The sequence below is a fragment of the Neisseria sp. HMSC70E02 genome, from assembly GCF_001838645.1.
Lineage (GTDB): Bacteria > Pseudomonadota > Gammaproteobacteria > Burkholderiales > Neisseriaceae > Neisseria > Neisseria macacae.
The window spans coordinates 105,599-122,842 of record NZ_KV838125.1 but is presented as its reverse complement, the minus strand read 5'-3'; the positions used below and the strand labels follow the sequence as shown (position 1 = coordinate 122,842).

Sequence of the window (17,244 nt, the reverse complement as noted above, 5' to 3'; positions counted from 1 at the left end):
TTTCAACACACAGCCGCCTGAAGGCGGCTGGACCGCCTGACGAGCCACCGCCGCCACCGCCTGACGTTTCAACACACAGCCGCCTGAAGGCGGCTGGATGGGCTTTTGTGTTACTTCCGGCAGGGGTGGTACCAGTTTCAACACACAGCCGCCTGAAGGCGGCTGGGGAGGACTATCTGAAGGATATTCCGCCGTATGTAATCGTTTCAACACACAGCCGCCTGAAGGCGGCTGGAAATTCTATTTCTCCTAGATTTTCCCCTGAGAAAGTTTCAACACACAGCCGCCTGAAGGCGGCTGGACACACCCCATATCTTTCTTAGGCAGACCATAAGTTTCAACACACAGCCGCCTGAAGGCGGCTGGTTTATAAATCCTGCTTATGGATTTGATCAAAGGACTGTTTCAACACACAGCCGCCTGAAGGCGGCTGGACCTACCACAAGCGTGTTTCTTGAACTTTTGGGAATGTTTCAACACACAGCCGCCTGAAGGCGGCTGGAGCCTCTCTCAAAACCCTTGCTCCATCAGGTTTAGCAGCCCCGATTTCGCTAGGCTCACAAGAAAAGCGCGAACGCGAGTATAACACAGCCTTTTCCGTTACACCCGCATTCGCAATATCCTGATTGTTAAAGAACAATCCCAATTCGCCAACCCTGCCGCATTTTCATGAGAACCGCAGGTTGGCGATTCACACAATCAACGTATCCTTAAACACATCCACCGCCGGTTTCGCGCCGTGGTGTTCCACTTTGTGCCGCCATTTGCTGCCCAGATGGTAAAAGCGCAAGCTGTCGGTTTCGGGGTTGTAGGTTTTCAAAAGTTTGTCCTTTAAAACAACCCACTGGTCGGGCGCAATGTCGCATTCGAACACTGAATATTGCACGCGCACGCCGTAGTCCAGACACAATTTCGCCACGCGCCGCAGCCTTGCCTGCCCTTCCGCGTCTTCCAGCGAAATATCATAAGTAATCAGCATCAGCATTTTGTATTCCCATGTGCAGGCTGCTTTAGAGGTCGTCTGAAAACATCCAACCCGTTTTCAGACGACCTGCAAATCTATCTCATCAAAAACGGCGGATATTCCGCCAAATCCCCGCGCAAATGCCGCGCCAACAGCATTGCCTGAATATACGGCAGCAGCCCGATTTCCACTTCTTCGCCTAAAAACGGATGAACGATTTTCTCCTGCTTTTTAGCCTGCAAAGCTTGGAACAACAGCTTACGCGCCTCTGCTTTCAAACTTACCGCGCCGCTTGCCTCGGTAACAAAATCCTGCGGTTTGATTTGCCCTCGGTTAATCAGCGACAACACCAGCCTGTCTGCCCACCATGCGCGGAATTCTTCCAAAATATCCTGCGCCAAACTGTCGCGCCCCGGTCGGTCGGCGTGCAGAAAACCCACCTGCGGATCCAGCCCCACGCCTTGCAGCGCGCCGCTGATGTCCTTGCCCAGAATGCTGTACACAAACGACAACAGCGCATTCACCCCGTCTCTGGGTGGACGGCGGTTGCGCCCGTCAAAAGTAAAGCCGCTTTTTTCGCTCAAAAGTTGCCCGAACACGCCGAAATAACGCGCCGCCGCATCGCCCTCAATACCGCGCACCACGTCCAGCTCCGCCGCACCCTTCAACTGCCGCAGCGAAATATTCAAAGCATCGACCGCACTTTGGATCGCCACATTCTCGCCGTAATTGCGAATCTGCCGCTGAAGCACCCGCTTACTCGCCTGAATCTTCGCCGCGATAATGTTCCGCGCAATCGGCACAGGATTTTGCTCCGATCCCCGATACTGCGCCCGACGCAGTAGCACATTGCCGCTCTGCCGTCCCTGAAGTCGCCCCAAGAAATGACCGTTTTCCGTAAAAAACGCCAAATTCACATCATTTTCGCCGCAAAATCCCAGCAAAAATGGCGACACCAGCACATTCCCAAAGCAGAAAATATGCCCGATGGAATGCACCGGCAACTGCGCCACCTTCTTACGCTCCTGCGCCACCACCAGCGTCTCCCGCTCCTTATGCAGATAGCTGCCTTGGGTGGTGATGTAGAGCGTGTTTTGCAGTTTGCGCATGGAAAACTCCTTCAGACATTATTTGTATATAAATTTGCCATCTGTATGTTAAAATATTATTGTTTTTAATTTAAATTAACAACCTTAATCCAAGGAAATTATATGAAAAAAAGATTTTTATTTAAAAACCAAGGTCCAGATGATGAAGTGCTAGTTGAGGCTCTTTGTTATGCTGTTAAGGTTTCTTCTCAAAGTAACGATAAAAATATTCATCTCGTATTCCCTCAAAAATCTAATTTTGAATCAACTAATCTTGGTAAAATAATTGACCAAATATTTGGCGTCGGCTCAGCCAAGAAATTGTGTAAAGGCGAAAGTATAAGAAATTTAGATTTTATATTACCATCAAAAATTAGCTCTAATAATTCTTCTGGAACGATTTTAGCAATTTATTGCACACCTAATGATATGAATAAAATTGACTCAAACTCCTATGCAAATTCAATCATATATGTATCATGGTTATTAGAGGAAGCCGATATTTGGGAGAGCACTTGGTATAATAACGGGCTTAATATTGTTCATGGGGAACCCTCTCAGCAAATTGAAATTTTACCAGAAGAAATCACATCTGCATTAAAACGGTTAACCTCTACCGTAAATCTATCTACTGGCTTAGCTCATCCTTCAGATCAACAACATGCTCAACGTATTTTCAAAGAGTTGCAAGAAAAAGGATGCAAAGCTGATGAACAAGCAGTAGCAAATTGGGCTATAGCTAACGGCTGGAATGCTCGCCATTTAGATGATCTTAAAAAGCTAACCGAAAGATACCTTTCCTAATTTATTAGGTTATGCAATAGTATTTCAAATAACCATATTTTAAAGTTTTGCTGGGTTATATTTACAGATATAACCCAGCTTGCGTTTAATATCTCAGTATAATTAATCGTTATCTAAACCTAGTCTCTTCCTTTCTTCCTGTATTTCTTCTAAATCGCTTTCACTATGTTCCCGTTCTAGGTGATAAAAAATTTCATTTGCATTATCTAGTATTTCACTAACTGCATCTGAATATTTGTCCAGAGTGTCATCATCTAGTTCATGAACATTTTGGGATAACAATTCTTGTGGTAAATCATCTTTTAACCCGAGAAAATCATCATGGAAAGTATAAACTTGGTCTAAATTTCCTATATGTACAAGAATATCCACGATATTCTCTACAGTAGGGTTATCTAAATCTAATTTATCACCAACATCAGATAAATTATCAAATTGATGTCTTCGATTTCTTGCCATTTACTACTCCTTAGTTATGGTATAGGTTTAAAATTGAGCATAATTGCCCGTATCAGTAAATTGTGATTTATATAATAAAAATCAAGTAAATTGATACGATGTCTCTGAAGAAAAACTACTCCCCAAACAACCCCGCCACATACCCCAAACTCCTATCCCGTTTCCCCAACAACTCCGGCTGGCAAATCTCCATCAGCGAGCAGGCTTTGCAGCGTTTGCCGTAGTTGGGTGGCGGGGTTTGGCCGCTGTTTAGAAGTTCGCGCACGGCGGCGATGGTGGCGAGTGTTTGGGCGCGTAGGTCGTCTGAAAACACAACGGGAACACGGTGGCGGGTTTGCATATACCACAGTGCGCCCTCGGAGATGGTTTGTCCCGTCATTTCTTCCAAGCACAAGCCTTGGGCGCAAAGCTGGATTTCGTCCATTGGGTCGGGTTTGGGCTTGCCGCGTTTGTATTCCACGGGTTTCAGACGACCTGTTTTCGTTTCCACTTCCACCAAATCCAACACGCCGCTGATGCCCAATTTTTCCGCCGAAACATGCACCGTCCGCTCAAAGCGCACGCCCTTGCGCGTTTCCGGCTCGCCCGAATCCACCCGCTCATGCAGCGCCTTGCCCTGCGCGGTCAAATAGTTCTCCGCCCACGCCTGCTCGTTGTGAATCAACGCGCATTGGCGCGGGCAGAAGGCGTAGTGTTGCAGGGCGGAAAGGGAAATCAGGCGCGCGTCCTGATTTTCCCCTTGGGTTTCGGTTAAAAGTGCGGTCATCTTTTCAAGTGTTTTTTAAAGCAGCTCCTCCACACTCACGCCATTCAGGTCGTCTGAAACCACACTGATTTTGTAATCGCCAAAACCGCTTGCCGGCGTACCTGATTCGCCGTTTACGCGTTCGACTTTCACGGCGTCAAACAGTTTATGTGCAGGCTGGCTGCCGAGCGCGCTGTCGTGTTTGAAAACGATCAGTTTGCGCGCCGCCATTTCGCCACGGGCGGCGGAGCGGTCGTGTTCAAACATCAACGTCAGGGCTTGCCAGAGTTTGGCTAAGTCGTCGTCTGAAAAACCGGTTTTGGCGGCAAGGTTGGCGGAGATAAAGCCGTGCACGCGGTAGAGCGCATAAGGGACGATGTATTTGCGCCCCATGGTGCGTTCTTTTTCCAAGTCTTTTTCATTGGTTACCGCCATGCGGGTGATGGAAACTTCCAGCGGCACGATGGGGTCGATGGATTGTGCAAACGCCAGTTGTACAGGGCCACGCACTTGTCCGCTGTTGACTTCGGTGGTCATCACGGCGCCAAAGGTGCGGATATCGAAGAAGTTTTTGCACATCCAAGCGGTAATGTCGCGGGCTTTGGCTTCGTCTTTTGGCAGTTTTTTGGCTTCCGACTCAATGCCAAGTGCTTCATAAGCGCGTTTGTTTTGCAGGTTTAACACGCTTTTTTCTTTGACGTAGATTTCGTAACCGGCTTCGTTTTCGCTGCTGATTTCTACAAAATTACGAATTTTGCGTTTTAAGCAGACATCAGTTACCAAGCCTTTGCTGGATTCAGGGTCAAGGCGCGGCATATTGCCCGCATCGGGATCGCCGTTGGGGTTGCCGTTGGTTACGTCAAAAAAGTAAACAAATTCATAGCGGTTTTGAATGGCAGACATTTTCTAGCTCCTTAGTTTTCAATGGTTTCAGCGGTTTCTTTTTTAGCAAAATAGCTTTGTTTTTGATGGTAATAGCCGATGGCGAAGCGGCCTTGCTCGTCAATGCTCAAATGGCGCGGAAAGGTTTCGGGCAGTTTGGCAATGATTTCGCCCAAATCTTTATCCAAATTCACCGCCATACCGGCTTTGTCTTTACGCAAGCGCGACAAATGGTGTTTTGCACCCGACAAAAGGCGCGGAAAAACGGAAAACGGCACGGCGGATGCAGAGCCGTAATAGCGGTCGGCGATGCCGGCATTTAATTCGCCCAACGCCTGATATTGAATGCGCTCCAACACGGCAAACAGCCGCCCTAAAAGATAGGCGCGATTCGGGCTTTCATTGTTCAAACTCATAGGAACTCCTTCTTCGATAAAACCTTTTCTAAAACGCCGCTCTAATACGGCTTTCATCATTGCCACGCGCAGGCCGTTCACGTCGCCGTCGGCGCGGATTCGGGTAATCAGTTGCGACAGCAAACTTAATGGGTACGGCGTGCCGCAAATCACGGCGCGGGTCATCTCACCTGCCAACACGGGCGAGATGTTTTCGCTTTTGCCCAATACGGCAGTTTGCAATAAGAGTCGCCAAATCGACGGCGGCGTTTTCCATGCGCAAGGCTCAAGGGCTAAATCTTGCCAATGCTGCGCTAAATTTTCTGCCAGCTGCCCAAAAGTAGTGTCCAGCCAAAAGCGAACAGAAATCCGCGCGGCATTGGGGGCAAGCCCTAAGATATAAAAACGGGTATTGGGAGAGAGTTCGGGTGCAATTTCTTGCAGCGGACGGCCTTTGTTACTTATTTGTTTCAATACATTGAAAACTTTGGCGCTTTCTTGTTCGTCATCCGGCGGCGTGAACACTTGCGCGAAGAAGCCCTCGGCAGCCTGCGCCGTTGCGCTATCATCCGCTTCCGCCCAAAAGACCGTGCTGGCATCGCCGATGGTCAAGCAGTGATTATTTTCGCGGCGCAACAGATAGTTCAGCGCGGTGGTGTAGGCAAAGGCGGATTGTTCGGAAACAGGCGCATTTGCGCCTTGTTCCTTGCCAAACGAGGCAAAGGCTTCTTTGTTGAACGAAATAATCGAACCGCCGGAGCTTTGCCCGCCAAACACACCTTTAATCGCCGGATGCAGCCGCGCAATCGGAGCGGTGTCGCCACTAATCAAGCACAAGCCTTCGAGCGCTTCGTCGCTTTTCAGGCAGCCTGCCCACAAGGTTTGCGCGGCTTCGCGTTTATGGATAAGTGCGGTCGGTTTTTCAAGAGAAAATACGATATTGGCATCGAGAATTTCGGCAGGCAGATTTTCGGCAGCGAAATGTGCAGGCTGCCAGTTTTTTAGAAAACGGCACAAGGCTTGTAAGCCTTCATCGTCGCTGTTTTGCAGTAAATCGAGATGGTATTGCTTGAAGGCGTCAAAAGTTTTTTCAGACGGCGTAAACGGTTTTGCTTTCGCTTCGGCTTTGTTTTTATTGGCTTCCACGCCGAGCGCGTATGCGGTTTTATCCCACAAAAAATTCGGTTTGATGCCCGACGTGCGTTTTTCAGGGCGCGGCACGCTCATCAGCTTCGGCTGCGGCTTTTTATCGGCAGTCAGATTCGGCACAACGGTTTTCAGACGACCTTCTTTATCCAACACCAAAATCCAGCCGATTTTTTCCTCGCTAAAGCCATAAGGCGGCACTTTCGGGTTGCCCATGTCATCGGTTTTCGTTGCCAAACGGCGGTAATAGCGGGCAAGGGACGCAAGAATCATGCTTTCACCTCCTCGGCGTAAAACGGCGGCACATCAATCACGCCATCTTTCATTTGTGCGCGGAAAAAATGCGGCGTGTTGCCGTGGTCAAAATCAATATCGTGCAGCATCCAGCCCAAATCTCGGTTTGCCTCGCTTTCCGATAACGTCGACAGCGGCAGCGGCTCGCCTTCATCAATCAACGCAAAATCGGCAGGAAATTCACGCACGCCCAAACAAGGCTGCTGAAAGCATTGCCCCTTTTTCGCACGGCGTTTGAACATCTCGATATGCTTGGTAACGGTCTCATCCGCCCCCGCTTTTGCCGTCAGCACCGCATGGGCTTCAATCACATAAGCCACGTCTTTAAGCACCGTCGCCGCGCGCTGTTGGCGGTCGTCTTCAATCAGCGTATATAAATCGGCAACGCTCTTACGCTTCATCGCTCCGCTGACCTTGCCCGCCGAAATCTTGCCGCCCAACTCATTGCGCCGCACCGACTCAAACCGAATCGGCTTCAACACATAAATCCGATCAATCACCCAGCGAATCGCCGGCTTCCAATGCACCGCCGCCAAAATCCCGCGCGCCGCCGACGGCGTGATGACATCATAAGACACCCGCTCCACCTTCATCTCCGGACGGGTAAAACAGGCATAATCGCCCCAAACGTGTAGGCGGATTTGGTTCATTTGGTTCTCCTTTTGGTTGGAAAGTGCGGTTTCAGACGACTTTATTTCTTTTCGATAGAATCATCAAAACTTCATATATCATCAGCATCGTTACATAATAAAACACCCGCTCCTCGTTGAATAAATGAATAGGAAGCGGGTTGATTTAAGCCATAAGAAACGAATAATTATTTGTAATTAACTAGCCATTTTCACTTTTGGAATTCCTTCTTCTGGAATGAGTAAATCTTGGCTGAAAAACATAATTTCATTTCCAATATAGCGTCTTTGAGCTGAATAGTTTAATCCATAGCTTAAAGACTTGCTCATTTGATACATAAAACAAATTTCTTCTGTATTGTCATAGGATACAACCCAGGGATATTTAAAGTTACTTTGTTGAATTACCTTTGAAATAGCAACATGGTCATCATGTTTGTAATAATTTCGATATAATCCTTTTCCTTTTACGTAATAAGGTGGATCCAAATAAATCAATGATTTTTCTGGAAGAAATTCAGAACAATTACTTAATAAAGATAAGGAGTCTTCACAATAAACCGAAATATCGTTTTTCCGTTTGGCTATTTCAATAATGCGTAATGCAATATCACCTTTGTTGAATCGTGCATCAAGTTTATATATGCCTGTTTGTTGCTTTCCTCCAATTACACCGGCCTTTAAAATACCTGAACGATTAGTTCTATTCATGAATAAAGTTGCAAAACCTTTTTCAACCAAATTTGCATCACGTTCATTACGCAAAATTGAACGCCACTTGAACCATTCATCAATAGTAATAGGGGTAGATTCAAGTAAATGTAAAAGTTCATCAGAATATTGAGTTACTGATTTCCAAAAAGCATAAACTGCTGGATCAGCGTCATTAATATGGATATGTTCCGCATATCCATTAAATAATAAATTTAGTGCAACACCAGCCCCTCCAGCATACGGCTCAAGATAGTGTCCACCTGAAACACCATTTAATTCCATTACTTTTGCTATAAAAGGAGAGAAAGATGCTTTTCCTCCCGGATAGCGTAACGGGCTATATAATCTATTCGTTTTCATCTCTATGATTTACTCTTTTCAGTTTTACGTTCAATGTTGATAGCTTTGCAGGATCAACAGAGTAGCCTTTCTGCATAATATGACACATCGTGTTTTTGAAATCGTTTAAAAACTTGTTTACTAATTCAGGATTTTCACTAATCCAAGCTACCCATGGATTGTAAGCTTTGTGATTTGAATGACATAAATTCTGAATATCTTCATTCTTATAAAAATTTTTAAAAATATCTCTTGCCGATTTATCTTCTTGGCGCTTATTTCTAGTATAACTCTCTACCCTTTCTTTTATATTCACTTCATTACCAGTAATCGAAAATGCACTAGTCACTTCTCTAGCAAGATTTGTAAAAACAGATCTTGAAAAATTTAGCTCATTCTGCCAATAAGGGTGGTCATCTCTTAAGTTATACAAATATTCAAAAATTAACTGGTCTGGTGGTAAATGACCAGGTAATAAAACAATCGTCTTGTGACTTTTATTTACCTTTGTCTGTTGATCTGCATCTAGACAAACGATGCTTTTCTCTGAAAACTCTGTAACTTTTTTGTTTATAAGTTGGAAATAATTTGAACAACCAAGAGTAATATCATTCATTGGTGATGTGAATTTCTTAATTGGTTGTCTGTACATTATCGCGTTAAATAAATCAGAAGCTTCTCCATCTTCAAAATAAATATTAATTTTTGGTAAATTTATGGTTGCAGTTACAGGGGTTGTGGTTGCCAGTAAGTCCGCACTAATTTTTGCCCAAGACCAATCATGTTGTACTCGTATATCGCCGTACGTATTGCTTAAATAGATGGTTTTATATCTTTGTCTAAATTGCTTACTTTTTTCAAAAGCATATTCAATCAAAACTGGAGAATGTGAGGTCATAATAACTTGTAAATTAAGGTCTCTACATTCTCTTTCCAGTATCTTTAATAGATTGATTTGAGCAGTTGGAAATAAACCCGCATCAGCCTCATCTATTAACAACAATCCTCCTTTGTAGTCTGCATACTCTTCTTTAAGTTTCCTAAATGACATCAGTGCTAATACAATTTGTCCAGCATTGTCTTCTCCTGCTGACACAGATTCTTGATCATAATTATCACCATAGGAAACAGCAGAACTAATCGTGCCTCCTGTACCAATAGCATTAGCTGAACTTCTATTTAAAAGCTCATTTGTCAGATTAATAAACTCTTGTTTATGGTTATTTAGATAATCAAAATCCTTAATTTCATAAGTTCGATCAGTAATAGGATAAAGTCTTTTTAAGCTTAAGAAGATGACAGGATGAGTAAAATTTCTACTTGTATTAGCTCCTCCAGTTGCTGTACTGTTATTTCTAACAACAGCTCTAGATGCGTCCCCACGTGTCATTAATTCTAATCTTGCAGTTGCATCTTTATTTGTATAACCATCTTTGAGTTCTATAGAAACTTTCATTGAACCCGGCACATCAAATGCCTGCGAAATTCTAAAATGATCACGATACTTTGATTTAAATGGAAATCCAGTGATTTGTTTATAGGAAATTGGCTCATCTTTGATATAATCCTTATCAAAGCTAAAAATCTGGGCGGCAATTCCTAAGATTGAAGATTTCGATGTACCATTTTTTCCACATATAACCGTAATAGTATCTCCAAATTCAACCTCTACGTTATTTAAAGCTCTAAATTTTTCAATAATCAATTTTTTTAGTTGTGTTTTTGCAGTCATGTAGTTACCTATATGTTTGAGATATTGAATAATTCTAATTGTTGTATTTTACCTTGGTGATATTAAAACACCAAACTTTCTCCCTTCAAAAACTCTGTATCCTCCCAACTCAACCCCGCCACTTCATCATACAAATCCAGCCCGATCAGCGTATAAAACTGTTTGCCGAAGTTTTTCTCGTTTATCGGTTCGATACGTCCTGCTTTGTATAAAGCGGCAATGGCTTTTTCGGGGATTTGGACGGTGTAGGGTTGCAGTTTGCGTAAGAGTCCGCCGATGTGGTCGGCGTGGTGCAGGCTGCTGATGAGGTTCTCCGCTTCATTGTCGAACGGAATAATCAGCGGCTGCATATGGCTTTCGATCATGCGGAACTTGTCGGCGATGGTTTGGAATGGGAAATCGAGGCTTTGCCCTGTATCGTTGTGCATTTTCAGAATTTTTTTATTGTCCAGTTCGCTGCCTTTTAATTGATAAAGCTCAGTGAAGTAGGCGGCGACGGCTTGGGTGGATAAGAGGTCGTCTGAAAAGCTGTCGGCGGTCAGGCGCATAACGGCGGCTTGGGTGGCAAGTTCAGGCGGGGCTTTCCATTGTTCTTCGGGCGCGAATATCCAGACAAAGCTGTTTTCAGACGGCCTTTTGCCTTCGCGGTTGCAGCGTCCGGCGGCTTGCGCAACGCTGTCTAAACCTGCTTCGGCGCGCATTACCAGCGGAAAATCGACATCAACGCCGGCTTCAATTAAGGAGGTGGCGATGACGCGGCAGGGTTCGCCGTTTTTCAGACGGCCTCGGATTTCATCGAGTTTTTGGCTGCGGTGTTTTGCGCACATTAAGGTGGTCAGGTGGAACGTGCCCTCAAGGTGTTTGGCTTGGTCGTACAGGCTGCGAGCGTGGCGGCGGTTGTTGACGATAACGAGCATTTGCAGGTGTTCGGCGAGTTTGGCGAGCAGGTCGGCGTCGGTTTGTGTGCCGATGTGTTGCACGGTGGTGCGGCGCAGTTTATCGAAAAGTGCGGTCGGTTTTGGGGCTATTTCGCGCACGTTTTCAAAGCCGCGATAGAAGCCGTTTTCGGCTTGCACGGCAGGCTGGGTGGCGGTGCACATGACGACGCTGCAGCGGTAGTTTTTCGCCAATTCTTTGATGGCTTGCATGATGGGCAGCAAAAGATTGAGCGGCAGCATTTGCGCTTCGTCAAGAATGATGACGGAATCTGCGATGTTATGCAGCTTGCGGCAGCGCGAGGAGCGGTCGGCAAAGAGGGATTCGAAGAATTGCACGGCGGTGGTCACGACAATCGGCGCATCCCAGTTTTCCGAGGCAAGGCGCAGTTTGTCTTTGGTGGCCTCATTTTGCAGTTTGCCGTCGTCGAAGGTGCTGTGGTGTTCCAACACGGCTTGTTCGCCCAATTCGCCAAAGGCTTTGCGGAATTCGGCGGCATTTTGTTCGATGATGCTGGTGAACGGGATGACGTAAATCACACGCCGCATACCGTTCTGTTTGGCGTGTTCCAGCGCAAATGCCATGGAAGTGAACGTTTTGCCGCCGCCAGTCGGCACGGTAAGCGTAAACAGCCCTTGCGCTTGTGTCGCTTGTTCTACGGCATGATCAAGAATTTCGCTGCGCAGGCGGTTTAAGGCGGCATTGCGTTTTTCGGCTTCGGTTTGCTCTGGAGCTTGGGCGATACGTCGTCTGAAAGCGTTGATAAATTGATTGAAATTGTGTTGCAAGGCGTTTAAATCGGGATAGCCGCCGCGCTTGACGGCTTTGTTTTCTAGGTTTGAATAAAAGGCTTCAGTATCAAGATAATCAGCATCCACCAAGCAAGAATAGAGCATTCGTGTGAAGAAGGCGTAGGAGAAAAAAGGATGATGCGCGTCGGCTTTGAGTGGCGGTGCAGACAGGGTTTCCGGGAGCTTGATTTCTTGTTGCCACAGATTATCAAGAGCGGGAATATCTGCGCCGAATTGCAACGCCAAACGATCCTTTAACGTGTGACGGTTATCGCCTTCGCCGTTTCCATTTGCCAACCCTGCATGGTGCCCCGCAATGCAAAACGCCATCAGTTTGCCGATAACATCTCCCCAACGCTCGATAGCAATTTTGGCTCCCGCAGTGGAATGATCCACAAATTCTATCTCTCCTTCTAAACGCTTTTGAAAGGGTAAACTGTATTTCCCTAAGTCATGAAGCTGTCCCGTCTGGCAGGCAATTTCCTGCGCACCGAATACTCGCGCAAACTCCGCCGCCATTTCACCGACATTGACCGAATGGCTTTGTAAGGTTTGCCAGTGTTCGTAAGGTAAGAGATTACCGAGTTCGTCTTGCGCGGAATGGGCGTAGTAAGTTGTCATTTGGATTTCCTTGGGTGTTTTCACGGCTGGGCTATTTCTGTTTTCTGCCATCTGTCTTTGCAAAGACAGGCTGCGGGAGCCCGTTTGTTTTACGGATATGGGCGATGCAGTCGAAACTCACATCGATTCTCCAAATTTAAAACGCGCAAAATTTAACGAACAAGCCATACAAAATGGTTTGAGGTGTTGAAAAATTGAAAATCTGTGGAATGAGGTCGTCTGAATGACGGGGAAAAATATTGTAGATAATTGGGAGTTTATGATGTTATTGTTTTATTTGTTACAATTACCCGAACATAATACAGCATTTGTAATAAATAACAATATCAATTTGACTATTTGTGAGCGAATAGGGCAAATCAAACATAGCGTGATAGCTCGAATGATGCAGATAAACGATGACAGGTTTTCAGACGACCTTTGTCGTATAGATGGGTTAAATTCGGTAGGATGCGGCTATGCTTGCCTGATTCCGTACCCAAGCCGTTTTGTTTTACTATACAATCATATTGCTGCCGACTGCTTGTTTGCTGCGGTCTGCATCGGCATACGGATAGTGCGGACGCTGTTTGCGTTTTGGAAAATGCGGCAAGATGTTTATTTGCCAGTATTTTTAAGCATCGGCTGAAGCCTGTATTGGTTTGCCCCAGGTCGTCTGAAATTCCGAAAAAGAAAATTCATGTCAAACACCCCATTCTTCAAAACCGACTGCCCGAGCTGCGGCGCGCCTGTTGAGGCGCATTCCGCGACAGCCGTTACGCTGGTGTGCGGCTACTGCAACAGCATGCTGGTGCGGCAGGATGACAGTATCGTCGATTCCGGACGCGATTCCGCTTTGTTGGAGGATTTCAGCCCGCTGCAAATCGGCACGACAGGGACATACGTTACCCGCCCATTTACCTTGGTCGGACGGCTTCAGGTGCAATACGACGACGGTGTATGGAACGAATGGTATGCGCTGTTTGATGACGGGCAAACCGGTTGGCTGTCTGAATCCGGCGACCTGTATTCCATGACGCGCTTGGTTGAATCGCCTGAAGTTGTGCCGGAGTTTCACGATGTCGTGCCGGGCGGTTGTAATTTTAATTTTCAAAATAAAAACTTTGTTCCGTCGGATAAGCGTGAAATCAGCCTCAGAAAATCGGCGGCTCAGGGCGAATTGCCGTTTAAGCTGACTGAAGATACGACAAGTAAAGTCATAGACTGGCGATGCTCAGGTCTTTTTCTGACGATAGATTACGGCGATGATCCTCCCGAAATCTATTACGGCAGTATGGTCGGTCTAAATGAACTGAAACTGCAGAATACCCGTACCGATGACCAAATCCGTGAAACGGCAGGTCGTCTGAAAGGCAGTCATCATTCGGAAAATTGTCCGAATTGCGGGTCGTCCGTCCATTGGTTGAGCGGTGTCACCGATTTTTTGATTTGCCCGAGTTGCGGCAGCCAATTGGAAGTCGGTAAGGAAAAAGCGCGGTTGATTACTGCCAACGCCATGCGTGTGGCGCAGGATAAACTGTTTACCCTGCCTATCGGCACGCAGGGTCGTCTGAATAACAATGATTATTTTGTGATGGGTGCGGTCAGATATTCCGAGCTGGATCCCGATGCGACTTATGAATATATGTTTGAAGGCAAACGGCGGATACTGACGCCAGTCGGTTGGTGGGTCGAATACCTGCTTTACAATCCGCAGAAAGGCTTTTTGTGGTTGGTCGAATCGTCCGACGGCGAGTGGAGCCAGTCTGAAACGCAAAACAACTGGCCGCGTTTAAACAGCGCCCGCAAACCGCAAGGTTGTGATGAACTTTATTCCTACGGCGGCAAAGTCGAAGTCGCCGCCGGCGCGTTTTACTGGCATATCCGTTCGGGTGATTTGGCGTATTACACCGACTACCAAGTCGGCAGCAACAGCAAACTGTGTGCCGAGCTGACCGAACACGAGCTGGCATGGAGTAAAAGCATGCGCACTACCTACGGCAAAGTTGCCGGCGCTTTCGGTTTGCAGGCGGAAGCGCCCAGATACACGGCAAAAATGAACGCAGACGGGGTCGATAACCAATTGCGGTTTGTCATGATCGCCATCTTGGTTGTCGTCAACCTTCCTGCGCTGCTGACCGACGGCAACTCTGCCTCATTTACCGTCATCTTTATAGGAACTTGGTTGTTGTGGACTATGGGCAAAGAAGACGAGGACGAGGATTAACATGTCGAGAGCCACTTACATCATTTTCAGCACCATTATCATCATCATCTCCATGATCATCAGCTACGGCTCTTCCGATTCCGACGGCTCGCGTATGCATTCCGGCGGCTATTACGGCGGCGGAGGTTTCTCCGGAGGCCATAAATGACCCATATTCCCGGCAACCACGGTCTTTTAGATTTATATGGCTGTGATGAAGCTGTCTTGAAAGACGAAGGTCGTCTGAAAACCGCCCTCAAAGCCGCTGCCCAAGCCGTAGGAGCCACCATCCTCGCCGAGCGTTTCCACACCTTTGGCGGTGCAGGCGGCATTACCGGCATCTTACTGCTCGCCGAATCCCACATCAGCATCCACACTTGGCCGGAACACCGCTTCGCCGCCATAGACGCATTTATCTGCGGCGGCATGAAGTTGGAAAAAGTGAAGGAAGTGTTGTGCAGGGAATTGGCGGCAGAACGGGCCGTTTGGACAGTTGCGCAACGTGGCGAAGGAATACTGGACGATACGCAGCCGCCAATAGAATAATAAAACCTGTAAAGGTCGTCTGAAACAGTCTCAATCTGTTTTCAGACGACCTCATTTTAAAACCCCCAAAAATATTCTCACTAAGAACATCAAGGAACCAAAATGCACTTACGCACTTCCATCATCCTCTCTTTATCCGTGCTCTCTTTAGGCGCGTGTATCAGCAACCCAAGTTCGGCACCCACCAGTTCTTTATCATCAACACCCATCAACCCGTTCGCCAAAGACTACATCTATTATTTCGAGCATCTCGACGAAGCCAAAGCTAAAAACGAACAATGTTTGAAAGACGGCGTGTTTAAAAAGGTGGGCGTTGATATGGAAAACGCCGATGAACGACAAATGATTGCGGAGTATCCCGACGATATTTTGATGCTCAATCCTGGCAACACCGAATTATCCCCCTGTTTCGCCACATGGACGGCAAACAATGCTGCAGAACCACTGCGCAAATGGCAGGAGGAAAATGCGAAAAAAGAAGCGACTAATCAAAAATTTGAAAAGCAGGTCAGCCAGTTCAAAGCCGAATGGGAAAAGAAATACGCCAATGAAGATTGGAACACATTCTACCCCGAGGCTTTGCGTAAAGAATCTGTTCAAGCGCGGAATAGAAAAAACCGATTGGAAGATCGGGCCAAAAGAGAAGCCATCGACCGCATTTTTGTCGATAAGGCAGAGCCGTTCTTGAATGAATTGAAAACAAAAAACATTGAAACATTGGCCCAAGAAATTCCACAAAGCTGTCGTAAGGGAGCTTGGGATCTTATTCCTTCGTGTAAAGCCTATTATCATGTTTTAAAGGATAAATTCTCAGAAAAAACATTATCCGAATTGGCGGGTATGGAAAAACAATATAACGACGCCAAGCATCTGCCTGCTCCTGTTTTGTCGGCTGCCTACCGTTCTGCGGTGGAGGAGAGTTTAGAAAAAATGGATAAAGCATTAATGCTGGACTATCGCAAACTCAATACCGAATATATGCAATGTACTAAAAAAATCGGCGATAAAATAGCAGCAACAGAGTCCCAGATAAATAACACGGAACATTTCACACCTTCCTTTTATTTAGAACTTTATCCGGAATGCGTTATTACGAATCAAGTCATGGAAAGGTTGGAGCTGCCTACTGATTTAAATAAGGTTATTGACAGCGCGGTTTGGATAAATTTCGGCAAACAAACCCGGGAAACGGAAGCAAACAGCGAAAAAGAATGGAAGCAGTTGGAAAAAACGCCTGAGGTCGCACAAGCCAAAACAATCTTGGCTCAGAAATACGCCCAAACACCTTGGCAAAATTTCATAAGCACCGTAGAAAAAGACTATCCGGTGAATATGGCAGACATTTTCTCGGGTATGGAAGAGAAACCGAAGCAGAAACAAAAGCAGCATCAGATAATGGTCATAGCATTGAACCAGGTGTTTACTGACAAAATCCAGCCTCTCGTGGATGAATTGGCGAAAAACAGCATCGATAAACTGATTGCCGAAATTCCTGCCAGCTGTCGCGATGAAGGAAAAATAGATTGGTTAGCAGATAGTCAATGTAAAGTATATTCCCGCGCTCTCTCAAAAAAATTTCAGAATCAGACGTTAGAAGAGCTTTCCGCTTCAAAAGATAAATATGAAAATAAAGATGAAGATGGGTTTTTATTGGTTTACGTAGCCTACTCTTCGGTATTGCATGAAAAAGAGAGAAAACAATACCTTGAACTGAGCAATGATAATACCAAGCGAGAAGCGGCATATAGGCAATGTCTCAAAAATATCAGTGGAATCATCGAAAAATCATATGTTTCAGAAGAGGATAATGGTTCTTCGTATGCTAGGCGGGCGCCGGGATGTCTAGCGTTTAGCTCTAGTCTTCCAGTTGAAGAGTCACGTTTCGACTACTTTACTAAAACGCTGCTTAATAAAAAACGTTTCCAACAAGCATCTGCAGCCAAACAAAATTGATGGAAACATTTCATCAAAAGG

16 protein-coding genes are annotated in these 17,244 nt (G+C 46.2%); 6 read left to right on the top strand and 10 right to left on the bottom strand.

What is annotated here, in order from left to right; genetic code table 11:
• Positions 1-691: 691 nt before the first annotated feature.
• Entirely contained in the window at positions 692-985 is a 294-nt protein-coding gene (cas2, locus tag HMPREF3277_RS11950) for a CRISPR-associated endonuclease Cas2 (RefSeq protein ID WP_003762828.1), read from the bottom strand.
• Between the two features lie 74 nt (positions 986-1,059).
• Positions 1,060-2,073, bottom strand: coding sequence for a type I-C CRISPR-associated endonuclease Cas1c (cas1c, locus tag HMPREF3277_RS11945; protein ID WP_070871248.1), 1,014 nt, complete (start codon positions 2,071-2,073; stop codon positions 1,060-1,062).
• A 102-nt stretch (positions 2,074-2,175) separates the two neighbouring features.
• Here cas1c and HMPREF3277_RS11940 point away from each other — a divergent pair, with 102 nt between their 5' ends.
• Positions 2,176-2,856 (top strand): hypothetical protein, encoded by a 681-nt coding sequence (locus HMPREF3277_RS11940; RefSeq protein ID WP_070871247.1) that lies wholly within the window; start codon positions 2,176-2,178, stop codon positions 2,854-2,856.
• A 102-nt stretch (positions 2,857-2,958) separates the two neighbouring features.
• Here HMPREF3277_RS11940 and HMPREF3277_RS11935 read toward each other — a convergent pair whose 3' ends face one another.
• From HMPREF3277_RS11935 to HMPREF3277_RS11900, 8 genes are all read right to left on the bottom strand, one after another.
• The gene (locus HMPREF3277_RS11935; RefSeq protein ID WP_070871246.1) at positions 2,959-3,315 is read right to left on the bottom strand and encodes a hypothetical protein; all 357 of its coding nucleotides are present in this window, start codon (positions 3,313-3,315) and stop codon (positions 2,959-2,961) included.
• Positions 3,316-3,430: 115 nt separating this feature from the next.
• Positions 3,431-4,081 (bottom strand): CRISPR-associated protein Cas4, encoded by a 651-nt coding sequence (gene cas4, locus HMPREF3277_RS11930; RefSeq protein ID WP_070871245.1) that lies wholly within the window; start codon positions 4,079-4,081, stop codon positions 3,431-3,433.
• Positions 4,082-4,096: 15 nt separating this feature from the next.
• Positions 4,097-4,963: a type I-C CRISPR-associated protein Cas7/Csd2 gene (gene cas7c / locus HMPREF3277_RS11925; RefSeq protein ID WP_070871244.1), complete on the bottom strand. Its 867-nt coding sequence runs from the start codon at positions 4,961-4,963 to the stop codon at positions 4,097-4,099.
• 11 nt (positions 4,964-4,974) lie between these two features.
• Complete coding sequence (cas8c, locus tag HMPREF3277_RS11920; protein WP_070871243.1) at positions 4,975-6,756, bottom strand: type I-C CRISPR-associated protein Cas8c/Csd1; 1,782 nt, start codon at positions 6,754-6,756, stop codon at positions 4,975-4,977.
• Positions 6,753-7,427: a type I-C CRISPR-associated protein Cas5c gene (cas5c, locus tag HMPREF3277_RS11915; RefSeq protein ID WP_070871242.1), complete on the bottom strand. Its 675-nt coding sequence runs from the start codon at positions 7,425-7,427 to the stop codon at positions 6,753-6,755. The genes cas8c and cas5c overlap by 4 nt, the downstream gene beginning before the upstream one ends.
• Before the next feature lie 177 nt (positions 7,428-7,604).
• Positions 7,605-8,480, bottom strand: a complete 876-nt coding sequence (locus HMPREF3277_RS11910; RefSeq protein ID WP_070871241.1) for a DNA adenine methylase — start codon at positions 8,478-8,480, stop codon at positions 7,605-7,607.
• Positions 8,467-10,191, bottom strand: coding sequence for an AAA family ATPase (locus HMPREF3277_RS11905; protein ID WP_070871240.1), 1,725 nt, complete (start codon positions 10,189-10,191; stop codon positions 8,467-8,469). Before HMPREF3277_RS11905 ends, HMPREF3277_RS11910 begins: the two co-directional genes overlap by 14 nt.
• A gap of 62 nt (positions 10,192-10,253) precedes the next feature.
• On the bottom strand, positions 10,254-12,539 hold the full coding sequence (locus HMPREF3277_RS11900; RefSeq protein WP_070871239.1) for a CRISPR-associated helicase/endonuclease Cas3: 2,286 nt from the start codon (positions 12,537-12,539) through the stop codon (positions 10,254-10,256).
• A gap of 223 nt (positions 12,540-12,762) precedes the next feature.
• Between HMPREF3277_RS11900 and HMPREF3277_RS15005 the strand changes: the two genes are divergently transcribed.
• The 5 genes from HMPREF3277_RS15005 (at position 12,763) to HMPREF3277_RS11880 (ending at position 17,223) form a co-directional block, all read left to right on the top strand.
• Complete coding sequence (locus tag HMPREF3277_RS15005) at positions 12,763-13,167, top strand: hypothetical protein (RefSeq protein WP_168168262.1); 405 nt, start codon at positions 12,763-12,765, stop codon at positions 13,165-13,167.
• A gap of 51 nt (positions 13,168-13,218) precedes the next feature.
• Complete coding sequence (locus HMPREF3277_RS11890; RefSeq protein WP_070871238.1) at positions 13,219-14,745, top strand: DUF4178 domain-containing protein; 1,527 nt, start codon at positions 13,219-13,221, stop codon at positions 14,743-14,745.
• Position 14,746: 1 nt separating this feature from the next.
• Positions 14,747-14,893, top strand: a complete 147-nt coding sequence (locus tag HMPREF3277_RS15000; RefSeq protein ID WP_003742187.1) for a hypothetical protein — start codon at positions 14,747-14,749, stop codon at positions 14,891-14,893.
• On the top strand, positions 14,890-15,270 hold the full coding sequence (gene speD / locus HMPREF3277_RS11885) for an adenosylmethionine decarboxylase (protein ID WP_070871237.1): 381 nt from the start codon (positions 14,890-14,892) through the stop codon (positions 15,268-15,270). The genes HMPREF3277_RS15000 and speD overlap by 4 nt, the downstream gene beginning before the upstream one ends.
• A 102-nt stretch (positions 15,271-15,372) precedes the next feature.
• A complete protein-coding gene (locus HMPREF3277_RS11880; protein WP_070871236.1) occupies positions 15,373-17,223 on the top strand; it encodes a hypothetical protein in 1,851 nt (616 codons plus the stop codon).
• Positions 17,224-17,244 lie beyond the last annotated feature (21 nt).